Genomic DNA, 18330 nt, shown 5'->3' with positions numbered 1-18330 from the left:
TCCATACGATATATACCTTACTTATCTTTTACCATGACGATCCCAAGTAGACCTGGACCTGTATGCGTACCGATCACGGGACCAATCTGTTCCAACCAAGAGTCCGTTATCGAAAACTCTTGCTTGAGTCGCTCCAAGAGCTCAGCCGCTTGATCCGGAACACTGCTGTGTAGCACAGCGATTTTCACAGACTCGCCTTGCGCGTACTCTTGCAAAGCTTCAAATACGCGATTCAGGGCTTTCTTCGTCCCTCTTACCTTGTCAAAAGCAGACACGTATCCGGCAGCATCCAGTGTCAAAATCGGCTTGATATTCAAGAGCGAACCGATGACGGCAGATGCTCTGCCTATCCGACCGCCTTTTTGCAGGAACTCCAGAGTATCCACAATAAAGTATACCTGCACCTCATCCAAATAACGATCAATCTGGTCCAGAATCTGCTCCTTGTTCTGGCCTGCTTGTGCGGCTTTGGCAGCCTCCACGCAGATCATTCCATGGACAAACGAAGCTTTGCGAGAATCGATCACCGTAATGTCGATATTTTCATCCAACATCGACTTGGCGATCATCGCTGATTGATACGTACCCGATAAGGAGCCCGATAAGAGTATGGCAATGATTTGTACGTCCTTGCCATATTTCTCATGGATCGCTTTGTACGCTTCGGCAAATTCAAGCGGAGACGGTTGCGAGGTCGTCGGCATCACACTCGACTGCTTCAGCTTATCAAAAAACTCCGAAGAAGAGATAGTCACTGCGTCCACGTACGTTTCGGCCCCAAACATGATTTTCAACGGGACGGCCACGATCCCCAATGACTGCCTCACAGACGCATCGATATCAGACGCGCTGTCGGTAAGAATCACAATTGGCATTCTCGATCGCTCCTCTCCCTATTCGTTCGTGCTCACAACCTCAATTACTCGACGGAAAAAATGAATGGATACAACGGTTGACCGCCTGCCTGGATCTCTACTTCCACTTCCGGGTAGGCATCAGACAAAGCTTTTTCTAAAGCATGAGCCTGATCTTCTGTCGCATCTTCTCCCAAGAATATCGTAATGATTTCGGAGTCTTCATCCACCATTCCCAAGAGCAGCGTCGTTGCGCATGCTAGCAAGTCGGGACCTGCTGTGACGATTTCTTTCTCAGCCATGCCGATAAAATCGCCTTCTTTGATTTGTACCTCACCCATTTGCGTGTCGCGAACCGCATGCGTCACCATACCTGTTTTCACTTGGGCAATCGCCTTGGTCATCGCTTGCACGTTCGCTTCCGGCTGAGCATCTGCGCGGAAGCTGACCAGTGCTGCCAATCCCTGCGGAATGCTCTTCGTCGGTACGACAGATACAGGAACTTCAGCGAGTTCCGATGCCTGCTGTGCTGCCATGATGATATTGCTGTTGTTTGGCAGGATGATGATTTGCTGGGCATGGAGTCCTACAATGGCCTTCATGAAGTCCTCTGTGCTCGGGTTCATCGTCTGGCCGCCCTCTACTACCACATGCACACCCATGCTGCGCAAAATCGTAGCGATTCCCTCACCAGCAGCTACCGCGATCAATCCGTATGGAAGCAGCTCTGTGGCAGGTTGAGCAACTGCTTCTGGCTTCGCCTGTCCTTTGCTTTCTTCCGCTTTTAGAATGTTCGCATGCTGCTCGCGCATGTTTTCTATCTTCAGTCGATGCAGACTACCGAATTGCTGCGCGTATTGCAGTACGTTTCCCGGATGCTCTGCATGAATATGTACCTTGACAACTTCATCGTCAGAGACGACAAGCAATGAATCTCCCATCGTATCCAGATGGTTTCGGAACATCGCTTCTGAAAATGGCTTTTTGCTCGGCTCGGTGCTATGCGCGACATGAACCATAAACTCTGTGCAATACCCGTACGTGATGTCTTCTGTTTTCATGTGGATCTGCGCATTATGCTGCTCAGAAATGAGCTTGTCCAGCTCTTCCTGACCGATACTTGGTACCGAACGCTCACGATCGGCGGAAAACTCTTCCCCGCGCAACGCTCGCAAAAACCCTTCATAAATAAACAAGAGACCTTGTCCACCTGAGTCGACTACGCCCACTTCTTTTAGAACAGGCAGCATTTCCGGCGTACGCAACAGCGTAGCTTGCGCCTGCTCGTATGTTTTTTCCATGACAGAGATAATGTCATCTGACGTGCGCGCTGCCCGCACAGCCATCTCCGCCGCTTCACGGGCAACAGTCAAAATCGTGCCTTCTACCGGCTTCATCACTGCCTGATACGCAGAGTCAACACCAGCTTTCAAGGCATCGGCAAACTGACGGGCGTTAACCTCATCTTTTCCATTGACTGATTTGCTGAAGCCGCGGAATAACTGGGACAAAATCACGCCGGAGTTACCGCGCGCGCCCATTAACAGACCTTTTGCCAAAGCAGCAGCCGATTCGGTGATTCGGGGGGATTCCTTTCGGGACAGCTCCTCCACACCGGAAGAGAAAGTCAAATTCATGTTTGTCCCCGTATCGCCATCCGGCACAGGAAAGACGTTTAATCCATCCACTACTCTGACGTTGTCGGATAAAAGGTTCGCCCCCAGGTAAACCATCCGGCTAAACAGCACGCCATCTAGACGCGTATGTACCAACTGATGTTCCTCCTTACATATCCCTGTCTGTACGAACTCCCTGCACAAAAATATTAACAGCAGTCACATCAATACCTACCGTTTGCTCCAAGGTATAACGAACACGGCGTTGAACGTTGCCTGCCACCTCAGAAATTTTCACGCCATAGCTGACGATAATGTGCATGTCCAATACTACTTCGCCATTTGTGTTATGAACGACGACACCTTTGCTCAGGTTGTCTTTTCCTAACAGCTCAGCGATTCCATCTTTCAATGCTTTGCGAGAAGCCATGCCCACAAGTCCAAAAACTTCCATGGCCGCGCCTCCAGCAATCCGTGCGATCACGTCTTCTGTAACATCGATCTTTCCAAGCGATGTATTCATTTCCACTGTCATGCAAGGACTCCTCCTCTGTTAAACAGCTTGACCGTCATAGGTAAGCGTAACCATGCTTCCTTACAATTCTACACTAACACAAAAGAGAAATGAAGCGTTTTGTCGATCCTATCAACCCTATGTAAAAGACGGGGTAAATCATCTTGTCAAGTATTGCAATTGACAGCAATGTTGTGCTAATATAGTCGAGTATTTGTATTTCCCACAAAGGAAATCCCGTTTATATGTAACAAGGGAGGTGGATTGTAATGGCACGTCGTTGCTTTGTAACAGGTAAATCTGCTAAAGCTGGAAACGCTCGCTCCCACTCCATGCGCGCAACTCGCCGCACTTGGGGTGTCAACGTACAAAAAGTGCGCATTCTCGTAAATGGAAAACCGAAGCGCGTTTATGTAAGTACTCGAGCACTGAAATCCGGTCTCGTAACTCGCGTATAGTTAATCTCAACTATGCGAAAAAAAGCACCCTCGAGGTGCTTTTTTGCTTTTCTCCCGGTTCTCCACTCTTCTCCCGAAGGAGGCTCGGGGCCGAAGCTTCATTTTTTCTTGTTAAACGCCTCGATGATGCCCCGAATCATGCCACCCAGGAACTTCGGCAACTTGATGGTGTAAAACCGCATGCTACCCCTCCTCACCGAAATTACTACACACGATACAAATACACGCCGGCCCCTATGAGTGCTAATGCCAATAGGCTATACCAAACCCACGGAGGTGCCCAATACAGGAAAATGGTGATTCCCCCGACAGCCAACGCAACCCCGAGAACACGTCGCAAGGCGCCCCCCTGTCGCAGGCGATAGGAGCGCAATCCCATTTCGTGCCGCACCTCCTTTAGGTGTTCTCAAAAACGTGCATATTACATCATATTCTGCTGTCGGATAAACATGTATCCTGCCACATGAAAAAAGTATATGTCTGCGAAGCAAAAAAAAATCAGGCAACGAAACACGCTGCCTGATTACATTATGTGGATGGTTTGTACTTGATACCGATTTTTTCCTGTTTCCTACGCGACTCGGTCGCGTGCAGGGAACAGCAGCTGCGATGCGCTGCTAAGCACAACTGTCAAAACGACTCCCGCGATAATCATTTCTGGCAGCAGGTACGTGATGTTATAAATGAGGGAATATTGCCAGACTGGTACACCTTCTGGCGCGTAGCTACCAAACCAAACAATACCCGATAGAAAATGGCAGACAAATCGTCCAATCACGCCGATGAACAAGCCGCTCCACAGTACCATGATTCGTTGCTTCGTTCCTTCGTAGCCAGACAGGCGAACAAACCCAGCGAGACCCAGTGCTCCAAAAGCAAGCGGATAATCCAGCAATAGCTGAACCGGATGGACAACTGTACTGCCCAAGAGCAACTGAAGAAATCCGACAACAAGCCCTGTAATGACACCAGCAGCGAGTCCACGGCGAACGGCGATCAATGCGATCGGTACCATCACCAGGGACACAGAGCCACCCTGTGGCATTTCGAAAACCTTGATCTGACTAAACACAATTGCAAGAGCCGCCATCATCGCCATTTCCAACAAAATGACCAACCGTTGACGATCCAAAATAGTCACTCCTCAAAATAGAATAAATAGAAAATTTCTTTCTAAAAATAATAGATGTTCAAAAGCCAATTCTTCGAACTACCTCTGCTAGGCTGTTTCTGATTCTAGCCCAAGTCTATGCTCGTGTCAAAGAAAAAAGCCGCTGCCTTATCGGCACTGCGGCTAGTTGTATTACCGAACCTTCTCCAAAAACTGCTGGGCCCGTTCACTTCTCGGCTTTTTGAAAAACTCTTCTGGTGGCGTATCCTCCAAGAGACGGCCATCATCGAGGAACAAAATACGGTCTGACACCTCTTCAGCAAAGCGCATTTCATGTGTCACGATTGCCATGGTCATTCCGCTATCAGCAAGACCCTTCATAACCTCCAAAACCTCTTTGACCATCTCTGGGTCGAGGGCTGAGGTCGGCTCGTCAAACAGCATGATTTGTGGCTCCATAACAAGGGAACGGGCAATAGCTACACGCTGCTTCTGACCGCCTGACAAGCGCGATGGAAAGACATCCGCTTTGTCTGCCAGCCCTACGCGCGCCAACAGCTCCCTCGCCTTTTTTTCCGCTTCAGCCGCAGACATCCCTTTTACTTTCATCGGGGCGTAGGTCAGGTTCTTCAAGACTGTCATATGCGGAAAGAGATGAAAGTGCTGGAAAACCATCCCGATTTGCTGGCGAATGCCCATCACGTCAGCTTTTGGAGCGGTGATTTCCTGTCCATTAATTGTGATCGTACCGGAAGTCGGAGTCTCCATCAGGTTGATGCAACGCAATAGCGTTGATTTCCCCGATCCAGATGGACCTATGATGGCGACAACCTCCCCTTTTCCGATGTTCGTCGAGATGCCCTTCAATACATTCAGTTGTCCAAATGACTTCGTAATGTTATCGATCTTAATCACTGAGTCTCATCCTCCGTTCCAGTACGCGAGCTACCCACGTCAGGATCATAACCATGACATAGTACAGGGTACCAGCGATCATGTATGGCTCGAAATAGCGGAAGATGGTGCCCTTGACCACATTCGCGTTTTGCATGATGTCTGCAAGACCAATCGTGGAAACGAGTGCGGATTCCTTCAAGAGTGCAATCGTTTCATTGACAAGTGCAGGCAAGATATTTTTGACAGCCTGCGGCAAAATAATGTCAAGCATCATCCGGTGATAAGGTACACCAAGTGCTTTGGCCGCTTCCCACTGCCCTTTATCTACGGCCAAAATACCACCGCGAATCGTCTCAGAAATGTATGCACCTGAGTTTAGGGTAAACGTCAATACAGCTGCTTCCAGTTGCGAAATATTGTAACCAGTAAGCTGAGGCGTTGCAAAATACACAAAGGTCAGCTGCAAAATCAAAGGTGTCCCGCGGAAAACAGAGGTATAGGCAACCGCGAGCCAGTTCAGCAATTTTACATTCGAAATTTTAATGAGTGCGAGGATGGAGCCCCAGAAAAATCCCAAAACAACTGAAATCAAGGTAACAAGTAACGTACCCTTTATCCCTTCCAATATGAAAGGAATATAGGGCACGATTTGTGCAAAATCCAAATTCATGCCCGTTCTCCCCTTTTGCTACTTATGCAGTTATTCTTCGTTGCTTGGAGAGATTATTGACCGAACCATTTTTGGATCAGCTTGTCCATTTCTCCGTTATCTTGCATCTTTTTAATGACTTCATTAAATTTCTCTACGTGCGGCGATCCTTTTGGGAATGCAACAGCGGAGCCATTCTGTTCATTTTCTTCCAGAGTGGTGAATTGCAGAGAGTCATTGCTCTCCACGAAGCCTTTCGCTACCGTGTCCTCGATAATGGCAGCATCTACACGACCCGCTTTTACTTCTTCGACGATCTCAGGCAGCTTGTTCAGCGAAGTGATTTGCAAGCCGGAAACAGTCTTTGCAAGCTCCTTTGCTGCCCCTTCCTGAATAGAGCCGAGCTGGACCGCCACTTTTTTGCCAGCCAATTGCTCAGGCTTGGTCAGATTGCTGTCTTTCTTTGCTACGATCGTATTTTTTGCATCGTAATAGATGGTGGAGAAATCAGCGTTCTTCGCGCGCTCAGGTGTTGCTGTCATGCCAGCCATAACGAAATCCGCGCGTTTCGTTTGCAGTGCCGGAATAAGCCCGTCAAAGTTCATGTCGTTGATTTGCAATTCATAGCCGAGCTCTTTTGCAATATATTTCGCGATATCAATGTCAAAGCCGACAATCTCATCTTTCCCGCTGCTCAGGTCGTGATATTCATACGGCTTATAATCAGCAGAAGTAGCCATCACCAGTGTTTTCTTGTCGCCAGCAGAAGGTGCCGGTGCTTGTCCTGTCGCTGTTTGGTTGCCTGTTCCGCATCCTGCGATAACCACTGCCGCAAGCATTGAAGTAAGTGCAAGTGAAAGGAATGATTTAGATTTTTTCATGTTGAACCCCCATAAATATGATTTATACGCATAAAAGCAGTCTATTTGCAGCATTAATTTGCATGAAAACTTATATTTATGCATCACAATGATTATTTTACTCATAATCTGAACAATTTCAATCATTTTTTACTTACATTTTAAATGCGGAATATACTGAATTTTATTCACAAATCTTTATTTGTGTGGCAGAAAAGCAAACAAGGCTTTATAGTGCTAGTAAAAGGAATCACAGGAGGCTGACATGAAGAAAAATTGGACGTCCTATTTTCGGCAACAGCTCCCAGAAATTGTCGAGGAGCTACGTACATATGTAGAGATGGAAACACCCACCCATAACAAGCAAGCTGTCGATGAATTAGGCAGCTTGATTGCAGAACGCTTTCGTCAATTGGGGTGTCGAGTGGAGAGCTTGCCACAAGAGCAATACGGAAATCAGTTGCGAGTGGAGTATGGAGATGGCGATGAACAAATCCTCATTCTCGGTCACTTCGATACCGTAAAAGAAATAGGTACATTAGCCGTAGAGCCTTGTCGCGAGGAAAATGGCCGACTCTATGGGCCTGGTACATATGACATGAAAGCGGGGATCGTTTTTAGCTATTTCGCCCTGCGCGCCATGATGGAACATAATCTTTCGCCCAAAAATAAGCTCGTCTTTTTTTGGAATACCGATGAAGAGATTGGCAGTGTGTCCTCCGAAATGCTCATTAGAGAGGAAGCAAAAAGAAGTAAATATGCATTGGTACTGGAGCCTGCCGCTGGAGATGGCTCTTTGAAAACAAGCAGAAAAGGCGGCGGAGACTTCATTTTAAAAGTAACAGGCCGCGCTGCGCATGCGGGCAATGATCACGCCAAGGGGATCAATGCGATTGCTGAGCTGGCTCACCACGTCCTCGATATTCAATCGTTTACGAATTATGAGGCGGGCACGACTTTGTCTGTCGGTACCATTACAGGTGGAAGTGCATCAAACGTCGTGCCTGACTTTGCCATGACAGAAATCGATGTACGCATCGAAAGCCGGGAGGAGGGTGAGCGCATTACCCGCTTGATGAGCCAGCTGACCCCTGTCCATCCAGAAGCCAAGCTATGCGTGGAAGGCGGGATCACCAAGCCTCCCATGGAACGAACAGCGGGTACCGAGCAACTGTTCTTGCATGCGCAGGAACAAGCGCGTCTGGAAGGCTTTGAATTGACGGAGCAAGCTGTCGGTGGAACAAGCGATGGAAACTTCGCCGCTGATGCAGGTACACCAACGCTTGACGGATTGGGACCTGTTGGTGATGGAGCCCACGCTTCCCACGAACATATCGTCATTGACGCCATTCCTGGCCGGATTGCTGTGATGCTTCGGATGTTTTTAACCTTGTCATAATAAATTTACAGGTGTATAATTTTATGGAAAAATAAGGCTCCGTCTACTTTGGCGACGGAGCCTTATTTTGCACTATTTTCGGATGGGCAGTCATATATATTCCTATTCGAATAACAAGGAGAGGGAAAACATGGAATCAAACACCACATTGCCAAGCAATCCCGTAGGATTTTGGCTCCGGCTTGGTGCCGGTCTGCTAGATGCACTTATTATCGGACTACCACTACTATTGATCAGCTATATCATTACAGGAAATACAGAAGACAATCTTGTTACCAATATCATCTCCTCGCTGTACAGCCTCCTCGTGCCTGTATTCTGGCATGGTTATACGGTGGGCAAAAGAATTGCTGGTATACGCATCGCCAGAATCGATGGAGAGCCTGTAGGAATCGGAACCATGCTGCTGCGCAACTTCGTTGGAGGGATCGTGTACGTCATTACACTTGGTCTTGGTATAATTGTCAGCGCCATCATGGTCGGTGTTCGTCAGGATAAACGCTCGATCCATGATTTGATCGCTGGTACGTATGCAACATCGGATCAGCCTTAATTTTCCACACATCATAAATAGGATAGCAGCTCTGAGACGAGCCCCCTTAGAATCGTCATGGGAAAAACCACCAGGTTTGCCCGATGAAAATCTAAGGGGGCATTTTTAATAGCCATGCAGCTGTTGAAAGAAAGAGGACATGCATGTCCCGACTAAAAAAAGGCCGGATATAATCATCCGGCCTTTTTTCACTTCTATACATTAAGCAGTTTATCGGAACAACACCTTATCTGTTGTTGCATCCACAAACACCATTGTTGTATATGATGGTAGGCTTGCCCGCACAATGAGATAAGGTGTGTGCACCGCTGGCATTGTAATATCTTCTGGCACAGGATTTGTCAGCTCTACATAAACCGTGAGCATTTCCCATCCTTGCTGAGTACCAACAACCTTCATACCATAGCCAGAGGTTGGCATTTCACCGCGGGAGACCACATAAAGGTCGCCTTGGCGATGTACACCCTTTTTCGATTTTACTTTTCCTACGAATGCTCGTTCAGCCGCTGACAATCTGCCTTCTTTTTCGATAGACAATTTTTTGGTTTGCACGTCTACTTGAGAAGTCGAGATCGGCTCCGAATGTTTTTGTTCAGCGTGTACTGCAGCTTGTGAAAATGGCAGGATGGAGAGAATTGTGAGAACCGCTACACTGTTTTTCAATAACGATTTCATTCATGATCAGCTCCTGATTTTTTTTAGAGGGCGAGAATTTTCTTGATACTGGCCAGTATCTCTCAGACAGGAAATATTTACCATCATCTGGATAATTTGATTTAATCATTATATTTATCAAAAAGCAATATTTTCCATATTGTTTTATTTTTGTTAATTTACCTTTACCTTCCACCCACTATATTCCTTATAAAAACCGGAATAATTCGATTTCATTATATTCGTAGTAAGAAAAATAATAATACTTTTATCTTTATTATTAATTGATTTATCACATAATTAGTTATAATATTCAGATGATTACAAATAAACTTCGACAGAAGAAAGCACAAAAAAAGCTGACGTCGATTGAATATCGTCGCCAGCTTACAACTACTTGTTATTCTTACTGTCCACGAATCGCAGCGATCGCTTGACCGCGATCTGCCTGATTGAATACCGCGCTTCCTGCAACGAGGACAGTCGCTCCTGCTTCCTCGCACAAACGTGCTGTTTGTGCATTGACACCGCCATCGATTTCGATTTCCACATGCCCCAAGCCACGTTCGTTCAGCATTTGACGCAACTCGGCAACCTTTGGTACAACGCTGTGAATGAATTTTTGTCCACCAAAACCAGGGTTCACTGTCATGAGGAGAACCATATCCAAATAAGCAAGGACCGGCTCGATCGTGGAAATCGGTGTAGCCGGGTTCAATACCACTCCTGCTTTTACACCTTGCTCCTTGATCAAGTGCAGCGTGCGATGCAGATGGCGGCATGCTTCCTGATGAACAGTAATCCAGTCTGCCCCACTTTTCGCGAATTGCGGAATGTAGCGATCTGGTTCCTCGATCATCAAGTGTACATCGAGAGGCAGCTTGGTCACTGGACGAATCGCCTCCACAATCAGAGGGCCAATCGTAATGTTTGGAACGAAGTGTCCATCCATCACATCCACGTGAATCCAGTCCGCTCCTCCCTTCTCGACATCGAGAATTTCTTCACCCAGACGGGCAAAATCAGCAGATAGGATAGAAGGTGCGATTTTTACCATGGTTTGTTCCTCCGTTGGTATTCTTTTAGCTCTTCGCGGAATTGTTTGTAGTGTTCGTAGCGCTGCTCACTGATCTCACCAGCTTCCAGTGCGGCTTGTACAGCACAAGCTGGCTCACTGATGTGAAGACAGCCGCGGAATTTGCATCCCGTGCTGCGGTCGGCAAAATCCCGGAAGGATTCCGCCAAATCAAGCTCGGAGAAATCGATAAATTCCAGTGAACTGAATCCTGGTGTGTCTGCCACATAGCCGCCACCCGCAAGCGGAATTAGTTCGACGTGACGCGTTGTATGCTTTCCGCGTCCGAGCTTTTGGCTGACATCTCCTGTCTGCAGGCTGACTCCTGGATACAGCATATTGATCAGCGAGGATTTGCCTACACCTGACTGACCTGCAAAAACCGAGATGCGGTCCCGCAAAATCTCACGCACGTCTTCCATACCGCGTTCGTCCACTGTTGAGGTCGGAATCACGCGATACCCAATTGCTTCATACTTCTGGACGATTTCGTTTACCTCTTCTTCCGACACTTGATCGGCTTTGGACAGCACAATCACGGAATCGATCCCAGCATGCTCCGTGTGCGTCAGAAACTTGTCCAGCAGCAACGGACTGAACATCGGCTTGTACATCGAAAAGACGAGCACTGCCTGATCCACATTGGAAATGGGCGGACGAACCAACTCATTCGTCCGTTCGCCCACCTCCATCACATAGCCTTCTTCTTCATTGATCACATCGTATACGACCCAATCCCCAACCAGTGGATTTACTTTTGCATCTTTTTTCTTGAAGAGCCCGCGTGCACGGCAACTGTAGATTCGCCCTTCGTCGGCTACATAATAGAAACCGCTGAGCGCTTTCACAATCCGTCCTTCTGGCATTCATGTCCCTCCACTACACTATGGCAAGCTGTTATACGAAACTGGAATCGTCTGGTACTCATTGAAGCCTTGATCAGTCGATCGTTTTACAAGAACCTTGACTACCGAGTCTTTCTGTGGCGCCAAGACGATTTGTACATCGTACTCTTTATTTTCGGTGATCGTATCCGTGTGCATAACTTTTGCTTCTCCACGAGCATCGGTCACTTCAATTTTCACTTCTAGTGTTTCACCAGGTACAACCTCTACAAAAACCGGAACGTTTGCCAGCTTGGCGTCTTGCGGGTATTGACCATTGCTGACTTCAAGCGGAACCGCTACGCCTTTTTGCACATCCATTCCCGGATCGTATGGGTGGGTGCTCAGAACAATACCTGGTTTGTCGGTTGTATAAGTTGGCACTTCCTTGATTTCACCGACAGACAGCCCTTTTTTGAACAATTCTACTTGTGCAGCCTCTACGGATTTATTCCGCACATCCGGCATTTTCACGAAGGCTTTTCCTTTACTGATCGTGACCGTCACATTCGTTTTGGTCGGGAACACCTTCTCGTTTGCTGCTGGCGACTGCTTGGTAACCGTTCCTACCTCGGCCTTGTCGTCCTCTTCCTCTACGAAAGTGACATTCTCCAATTTGAAACCATTACTTTTCAGGGCTTCCTCTGCTGTTGCCCGTGGTAGCGTCACCAGATTCGGCATATTGATCTCTTGCTGTCCTTTACTTACATACAAGGTCACAACGGAATTTTCCTTTAATCGCATGGGAGGTGCAGGGTCCTGGCGTATCACCATTCCCTTTTCGATCGTATCATTGGCTTCTTCCACGACGCGGGCAACGAGTTTGGCATCCTGAATCTTCTTCTCAGCGAGCGTCACTTCTATCCCTTCTACATGAGGTACCTGTGCCTCTGGAACAGACGGGAACATATTCAACAGTAAGTTAAATCCGAAGAATGCCAGTACGAAAAACAGTCCGATACCCCCCACCCACATGAGTGCTTTGACCCACCATTTTTTCTGGGGTTTGGCATCCTCTTCTTCCGTACGCTGCTCATAGCGGCTTCGCCCCGCTCCACCGGTTTTGCCATTGCTATGGCCTTCGAGCATGTCAGGTGTAATGATCGGCACTACACGTGTCATCTCTTCATCTACGGGGAACGTCAGCTTTTCTTCGTTTAATCGCTCTGGAAACAGGCAGGTCTCCAAATCTTCTAGCATTTCACTCGCGGATGCGTATCTGAGAAACGGATCCTTTACCAGCGCCTTCAAAATGACATTCTCCACACTTTGTGGAATAGCCGGATTGACTTGGCGCGGCTCTGGAAGCGGCTCCTGCAAATGCTTGAGCGCTACTGATATAGGCGAATCACCGGAAAACGGCAGTTCACCCGTCACCATTTCGTACAAGACGATCCCCAGCGAGTAAATATCGGATTTTTCTCCGGTAATTCCACCGCGCGCCTGCTCTGGCGAAAAATAATGGACAGAGCCAAGCATCGCATTCGTATGCGTAATCGTTGCTGAAGTAACAGCTCGGGCAATCCCGAAGTCCGTAACCTTCACTCGACCATTTTTTCCAATCATAATGTTATGCGGCTTGATATCTCGATGAATGATCTGGTTTTGATGCGCATGATCGAGTGCATCGCAAATTTGCTCGGCGATCCGCACTGCCTCTTCTACTGGCAGTGCTCCACGTTGAATGATGACTTCTTTCAACGTATAGCCTTCTATGTACTCCATCACCATGTAATGGGTATCGCCTTCCTGACCGACATCATACACCCCAACCACATTGGGGTGAGATAAGCTCGCCACCGCCTGCGCTTCACGTCGGAAACGATTGACGAAATCTTCGTCCGTACCAAACTGTGAACGCAGCACTTTGACTGCCACTTGACGATTCAATATTAAATCCTTGGCCTTGTATACAATGGCCATACCGCCCCCACCGACGCGGGATTCTATTTGGTATCGTCCTCCCAGTCGTTGACCTTCCATCTCTCTCACCCCTCTTCCTGACCGGCATCAAGCGTATTTCGTACGGCAACCAGCGTAATGTTATCTTCCCCACCAGCATCCAGTGCTTCCTGCACCAAACCGTCCACCTTCGCTTGTAACGATATCTGTTTCTGCAAACTTTCTTCTAAGAAAGGATGACTCACTTTGTTGCTCAGTCCATCTGAGCAAATCAAGACGATATCACCCTCTGACCATTCAAACTGCCCAAGATCAACAAGCACATCCGGTTCAGTCCCGAGCGAACGCATAATGACGTTGCGATGAGGATGGACAGACGCCTCCTCGGCTGTGATCTGTCCACTTTTCACCAGCTCATTTACAAGGGAATGGTCTTCTGTTTTCATGACCAGTCCGTCTTGGTTGTAAAAATACAGACGACTGTCTCCAATATGCGCGGTAATCACGGAGGATTGATCGAACAAAGCAGCAACCACGGTTGTGCCCATGCCACTGCACTCCGGATGTTCCACCGCATATTCATAGACTTCTTTATTCGCAAGTAGGACGGCGTTCATCAATTGCTCACGCACATCCTCTGCATCGAGGTCCCCATCCAGGTGACGCAGTTCTTTTACTATTCGCTCAACAGCAAGGCGACTGGCGATATCACCAGCCTGATGGCCACCCATACCATCTGCTACAATGGCGAGCACGCGTCCGTTTAAATCGGTCACACAGGCATAATAGTCCTCGTTAACCTGACGAACGCGGCCAACATGGGATTTCATCGCGATTTCCATGGCATCACCCCACGGTTTCTTTAGCGTGTTGTGCCCTCAATTGTCCGCAAGCAGCAGCAATGTCACTGCCTTGCTCGCGCCTGATGGTCACATTGATTCCTTTTTCCTCTAAAATGCGTTTGAACTGAAAAATCTCATTGCGTGGCGTGCGCACATAATCACGCTCTGGTACGTAGTTCACTGGGATCAGATTCACGTGGCAAAGCATGTCGCCAATGAGACTCGCCAGCTCCTCTGCATGCTCAGGCTGATCGTTTTTCCCGCCGAAAAGACCGTACTCAAAACTGATGCGGCGCCCTGTCTTGTTAATGTAATGGTGACATGCTTCCATCAGCTTAGCAAGCGGGAAGCCTCTGTTGATTGGCATCAGCTGGCTTCTCAGCTCCGTGTTTGGAGCATGCAAGGAAATTGCCAGGTTCACTTGTCCGCCTCGCTCAGTGAACTCGTAAATCTTCGGCACAATTCCACTGGTGGAAACCGTAATGTGACGAGCACCAATGTTCAAGCCACGATTATCGTTGATTACAGACAAGAAAGCCATCAAGCTCTCAAAGTTCTCGAAAGGCTCCCCGATCCCCATGACGACAACGTGACTGACACGCTCACCTTCCGCATCTAATCTGCGTTGTGCCGTCAATACTTGAGAGACGATCTCACCTGCATCCAGGTTACGCTTCAGTCCACCTAAAGTAGATGCACAAAACGTACATCCGATACGGCAGCCAACCTGTGTCGTAACACAAATGCTGTTTCCGTAGTTATGACGCATAATAACCGTCTCAATCGCATGTCCATCAACAAGCTGGAACAAAAACTTGATCGTTCCATCCTGTGATTCCTGATGCGTGATTTCCTTGAGCGGGCCCATGCGGAATGTGTCATCCAGCTTTTGACGCAACTCCTTGGACAAATTGCTCATCTCGTCAAAAGAAGTGACGCGCTTTACATATAGCCAGTCAAAAATTTGCTGCGCACGAAATGCTTTGTCGCCGGCACTAACCAGCCATTCCTTCATTTCATCTTGCGTCAAACTGTAAATAAGCGGCTTTGCGCCAGTAAATGTCGTTAACGGCATACGATCTCCACATCCTCAAAATCATTGCTTGCATAAATCCATTCTATCATTGTACCTCGTGGGGCGTCTCGCTTCAAACGGTTTTGACATCCAGATTCATAAATGCGTCGCTTTTCCTAGTGTAAACCAATCCGAGCGCTCGCAAACAAAGGTAAAAGGAGTGGCATTTTCCACCTCTTGGTGCGCCACCCCTTGTCTCATTATCCTTTTCGTTTCAATCGCGCGATAAAGAATCCATCACTCTCGAAATGGTGAGGCAAAATTTGAACGCAGGCTCCGGTATCATCGACATGCACGCTGACAGCCTCAGGAAGGTCTTGTGCCAGTGTATCATCGAATACGAAATCAGGGTGTTCCTCGACAAAGCGGCGAACAATCTCCTGATTTTCTGCTGGCTCAATCGTACATGTGCTGTAAACCATGACACCACCCTGAGCAAGCATCGGCGCCAATGTCTTGAGCAGTTCGTACTGTAGCTGAGCAATCGCACGGACATCTTCCGGCGTTTTGTTCCATTTCAGATCAGGCTTGCGACGAATCACGCCAAATCCGGTGCATGGCGCATCCAACAGGATTCGATCGAAAGTTCCCAGCGCTTTTTCAGGCAGGTCCAGCGCGTCGCTTACGATTGGCTCGATGATCGTAATCCCGAGCCTTTTCGCAGCACTCGCTATCAGATCGCGTTTGTGCGGATGCACGTCACTCGCAATGATTTGCCCGCGGTTTTCCATCATTTCCGCTATGTGTGTTGTTTTTCCACCAGGTGCCGCACATGCATCCAGAACGCGCATGCCTGGATGGGCAGCAAGAGCTGGTGCTACGAGCATGGAGCTCTCATCCTGGATCGTGAAGTAGCCTTCCTTAAACAAGCGTGAGCCTGCTGCATGTCCACCTTCCATCAGAATGGCATGAGGACTGACAGATGACGATTGTCCTTCTAACCCTTCTTCCGCCAGCTTGTCCAGCACTTGATCCTTCGTCGTCTTCCATGCATTGACTCGAACAGAGCTATGCGGTGTTCTGTTGTTGGCTTCGCAAATCGCAATCGTCGTCTCTTCGCCATATACGGCGAGCCACTGGCGCACAAGCCATTCTGGGTGAGAATAGGCTACAGCGATTTGCAGGGCACGGTCGCCTTTTGGCTGACGTTCCCACACATCCGGCTGGCGCAACGCATTGCGCAAGACACCGTTGACCATCGAAGCAATCCCTTGGTGACCGCGTTTCTTGGCGATTTCAACCGCCTGGTGTACGGCAGCGCGCTCAGGAATACGGTCCAAATAGTGAATTTGATACAAGCTGAGACGCAGCAAATTACGGACCCAGGTCTGGACCTTTTTATTCCCGACAAAATGGGACAGAACATGATCCAGCGTCAACTTGCGCTGAATGGTACCGTACACAAGCTCTGTCACCAGCCCTGCATCTGCTGCACTGAGATTTTCCCGATCCAAGACGTTGCGCAGCTCCAGATTGCTGTAGGACTTATGTTCTTCTACCCTGTTCAAAACATCGAGGGCGATTTCGCGAGCTCCCTTTTTTGCCACGGACTATTCTCCTACCTTTGTGCCGATTTCAATGCTGCTGCCCGCTCCACGCAAAAAGTCGAGTGCACTCATACGTTTTTTGCCTTCTGGCTGCAATTCGGTTATTTTCACTGCACCACTACCGCAAGCGACAACGATACCGTCTTCCTCGCGGGCGATGATGGTTCCCGGCTCTTTGGCTTCGCCGGACGCAGGCATTTTTTCTACCCACCACAATTTCCAAATCTTGCCTTCACACGTAGTAAATGCGACAGGCCACGGATTCAAGCCGCGGACTTGGTTGTAAATCTGTTCCGCAGAACGGGTCCAGTCAATTTTTTCGTCCGTACGCTTGATATTCGGGGCAAAAGTCGCGGACGAATGGTCCTGTTGCTCTGCTACGAGCTCACCAGCAAACAGTCGGGGAACGGTAGCCATCAACAGTTCAGAGCCTGCCGCAGCCAATTTGTCATGCAAGGTCCCCACGGTATCGCGCTCCTCAATCGGCACGACTACCTTGGACAGCATATCCCCTGCATCGAGAGCTTCCACCATGTACATGATGGTCACGCCTGTTTCGGCTTCACCCTCAACAATCGATTTATGAATCGGGGCACCCCCGCGATATTTCGGCAAAAGAGAAGCGTGCACATTGATGCAGCCATATTTCGGTGCATCAAGCAGCTTTTTAGGCAAAATCTGCCCATACGCCGCGGTAATGATCAGATCAGGCTCGAGTGCCAACACTTCGTCCAAGGCTTCTTCTGCCTTGATCTTTTCCGGTTGCAATACCAAAAGTCCATGACGCAAAGCCGCCTCCTTCACGGGGGGCGGCGTCAATACTTGCTTGCGTCCAACGGGACGATCGGGTTGTGTTACGACTCCAATCACGTTATAGCCTGCTTCGAGTACAGCCGTAAGACTCGATACAGCAAAGTCAGGTGTACCCATAAACAGGATGCGAGCATCTTTCAAATGGTTATTCCCCTTCCTGGTTCGGGTTAACTTTGTACACCTTGTCAGCCACATCAATAAAGAGGACACCATTCAAATGATCGATCTCATGCTGAGCGCAGCGGGACAACAGGTCGTCTGCCTCGAGCTCAATCACATTCCCGTTCCGATCATGACCGCGCAGCTTGATCCACTTGTGGCGACGAACGTCCCCTTGCAGACCAGGAATGCTCAGGCAACCTTCTGGATAATCGTATTGCTCACCTTCATGCTCAACGATTTCCGGATTGATCATTTCAATCAGTCCATCACCGCAATCCATCACGATGACACGCTTGGAGATGCCCACTTGTGGAGCAGCCAAGCCTACACCGTCTGCATCGTACATCGTATCTGCCATATCATCAAGCAGCTTGTGCAAGTTGGAATTAAACTTGGTTACAACCATTGCCTTTTCACGCAAAATCGGATCTGGATGTTTTACAATTGTGCGAATCGCCATGTGTT

The 18330-nt window shown here is 48.5% G+C and carries 21 protein-coding genes; 3 read left to right on the top strand and 18 right to left on the bottom strand.

What is annotated here, in order from left to right; genetic code table 11:
* Positions 1-17: 17 nt before the first annotated feature.
* The 3 genes from C7R93_RS10625 to C7R93_RS10615 are packed head-to-tail and all read right to left on the bottom strand — an operon-like array spanning position 18 to position 3005.
* Positions 18-875 (bottom strand): DegV family protein, encoded by an 858-nt coding sequence (locus C7R93_RS10625; protein WP_106838776.1) that lies wholly within the window; start codon positions 873-875, stop codon positions 18-20.
* A gap of 44 nt (positions 876-919) precedes the next feature.
* On the bottom strand, positions 920-2626 hold the full coding sequence (locus tag C7R93_RS10620) for a DAK2 domain-containing protein (protein ID WP_106838775.1): 1707 nt from the start codon (positions 2624-2626) through the stop codon (positions 920-922).
* 13 nt (positions 2627-2639) lie between these two features.
* Positions 2640-3005 carry an Asp23/Gls24 family envelope stress response protein gene (locus tag C7R93_RS10615; protein ID WP_106838774.1) on the bottom strand — a complete coding sequence of 122 codons (366 nt, stop codon included), beginning with the start codon at positions 3003-3005 and terminating at the stop codon, positions 2640-2642.
* A 248-nt stretch (positions 3006-3253) separates the two neighbouring features.
* Between C7R93_RS10615 and rpmB the strand changes: the two genes are divergently transcribed.
* Complete coding sequence (rpmB, locus tag C7R93_RS10610; RefSeq protein ID WP_005831020.1) at positions 3254-3442, top strand: 50S ribosomal protein L28; 189 nt, start codon at positions 3254-3256, stop codon at positions 3440-3442.
* Positions 3443-3540: 98 nt separating this feature from the next.
* On the opposite strand, the gene spoVM is transcribed toward rpmB, so the two are convergent.
* The 6 genes from spoVM to C7R93_RS10585 form a co-directional block, all read right to left on the bottom strand.
* The gene (spoVM, locus tag C7R93_RS10605) at positions 3541-3624 is read right to left on the bottom strand and encodes a stage V sporulation protein SpoVM (protein ID WP_005831022.1); all 84 of its coding nucleotides are present in this window, start codon (positions 3622-3624) and stop codon (positions 3541-3543) included.
* Positions 3625-3647: 23 nt separating this feature from the next.
* Positions 3648-3821 (bottom strand): hypothetical protein, encoded by a 174-nt coding sequence (locus C7R93_RS30245; RefSeq protein ID WP_007728365.1) that lies wholly within the window; start codon positions 3819-3821, stop codon positions 3648-3650.
* 192 nt (positions 3822-4013) lie between these two features.
* Entirely contained in the window at positions 4014-4574 is a 561-nt protein-coding gene (gene thiT / locus C7R93_RS10600; protein ID WP_106838773.1) for an energy-coupled thiamine transporter ThiT, read from the bottom strand.
* A 171-nt stretch (positions 4575-4745) separates the two neighbouring features.
* Entirely contained in the window at positions 4746-5468 is a 723-nt protein-coding gene (locus C7R93_RS10595) for an amino acid ABC transporter ATP-binding protein (RefSeq protein ID WP_106838772.1), read from the bottom strand.
* Positions 5461-6120 carry an amino acid ABC transporter permease gene (locus tag C7R93_RS10590; RefSeq protein ID WP_106838771.1) on the bottom strand — a complete coding sequence of 220 codons (660 nt, stop codon included), beginning with the start codon at positions 6118-6120 and terminating at the stop codon, positions 5461-5463. Before C7R93_RS10590 ends, C7R93_RS10595 begins: the two co-directional genes overlap by 8 nt.
* A gap of 53 nt (positions 6121-6173) precedes the next feature.
* Positions 6174-6980 carry a transporter substrate-binding domain-containing protein gene (locus tag C7R93_RS10585; RefSeq protein WP_106838770.1) on the bottom strand — a complete coding sequence of 269 codons (807 nt, stop codon included), beginning with the start codon at positions 6978-6980 and terminating at the stop codon, positions 6174-6176.
* Between the two features lie 244 nt (positions 6981-7224).
* Here C7R93_RS10585 and C7R93_RS10580 point away from each other — a divergent pair, with 244 nt between their 5' ends.
* Both C7R93_RS10580 and C7R93_RS10575 read left to right on the top strand, forming a co-directional pair.
* Positions 7225-8358, top strand: coding sequence for a M20 family metallopeptidase (locus C7R93_RS10580; RefSeq protein WP_106838769.1), 1134 nt, complete (start codon positions 7225-7227; stop codon positions 8356-8358).
* A gap of 130 nt (positions 8359-8488) precedes the next feature.
* Positions 8489-8911, top strand: a complete 423-nt coding sequence (locus C7R93_RS10575) for an RDD family protein (protein ID WP_106838768.1) — start codon at positions 8489-8491, stop codon at positions 8909-8911.
* Positions 8912-9121: 210 nt separating this feature from the next.
* Here C7R93_RS10575 and C7R93_RS10570 read toward each other — a convergent pair whose 3' ends face one another.
* The 9 genes from C7R93_RS10570 to def all read right to left on the bottom strand — a co-directional run bounded on the left by C7R93_RS10570 (position 9122) and on the right by def (position 18325).
* Complete coding sequence (locus tag C7R93_RS10570) at positions 9122-9586, bottom strand: protease complex subunit PrcB family protein (protein ID WP_106838767.1); 465 nt, start codon at positions 9584-9586, stop codon at positions 9122-9124.
* A gap of 385 nt (positions 9587-9971) precedes the next feature.
* Complete coding sequence (rpe, locus tag C7R93_RS10565) at positions 9972-10622, bottom strand: ribulose-phosphate 3-epimerase (RefSeq protein ID WP_106838766.1); 651 nt, start codon at positions 10620-10622, stop codon at positions 9972-9974.
* Positions 10616-11506, bottom strand: coding sequence for a ribosome small subunit-dependent GTPase A (rsgA, locus tag C7R93_RS10560; RefSeq protein ID WP_106838765.1), 891 nt, complete (start codon positions 11504-11506; stop codon positions 10616-10618). The genes rpe and rsgA overlap by 7 nt, the downstream gene beginning before the upstream one ends.
* Before the next feature lie 18 nt (positions 11507-11524).
* Positions 11525-13507, bottom strand: coding sequence for a Stk1 family PASTA domain-containing Ser/Thr kinase (gene pknB, locus C7R93_RS10555; protein ID WP_106838764.1), 1983 nt, complete (start codon positions 13505-13507; stop codon positions 11525-11527).
* A gap of 5 nt (positions 13508-13512) precedes the next feature.
* The gene (locus C7R93_RS10550; protein WP_106838763.1) at positions 13513-14268 is read right to left on the bottom strand and encodes a Stp1/IreP family PP2C-type Ser/Thr phosphatase; all 756 of its coding nucleotides are present in this window, start codon (positions 14266-14268) and stop codon (positions 13513-13515) included.
* Between the two features lie 4 nt (positions 14269-14272).
* Positions 14273-15343 (bottom strand): dual-specificity RNA methyltransferase RlmN, encoded by a 1071-nt coding sequence (gene rlmN / locus C7R93_RS10545; protein ID WP_106838762.1) that lies wholly within the window; start codon positions 15341-15343, stop codon positions 14273-14275.
* Positions 15344-15543: 200 nt separating this feature from the next.
* Positions 15544-16890: a 16S rRNA (cytosine(967)-C(5))-methyltransferase RsmB gene (gene rsmB, locus C7R93_RS10540; RefSeq protein WP_106838761.1), complete on the bottom strand. Its 1347-nt coding sequence runs from the start codon at positions 16888-16890 to the stop codon at positions 15544-15546.
* 3 nt (positions 16891-16893) lie between these two features.
* On the bottom strand, positions 16894-17844 hold the full coding sequence (fmt, locus tag C7R93_RS10535) for a methionyl-tRNA formyltransferase (RefSeq protein ID WP_106838760.1): 951 nt from the start codon (positions 17842-17844) through the stop codon (positions 16894-16896).
* Between the two features lie 4 nt (positions 17845-17848).
* A complete protein-coding gene (gene def, locus C7R93_RS10530) occupies positions 17849-18325 on the bottom strand; it encodes a peptide deformylase (RefSeq protein WP_106838759.1) in 477 nt (158 codons plus the stop codon).
* Between the last annotated feature and the right edge of the window lie 5 nt (positions 18326-18330).

The sequence above is a fragment of the Brevibacillus fortis genome (assembly GCF_003013395.1).
GTDB classification, from domain to species: Bacteria; Bacillota; Bacilli; order Brevibacillales; family Brevibacillaceae; genus Brevibacillus; species Brevibacillus fortis.
This window is presented reverse-complemented; position numbering and strand designations above follow the sequence as displayed.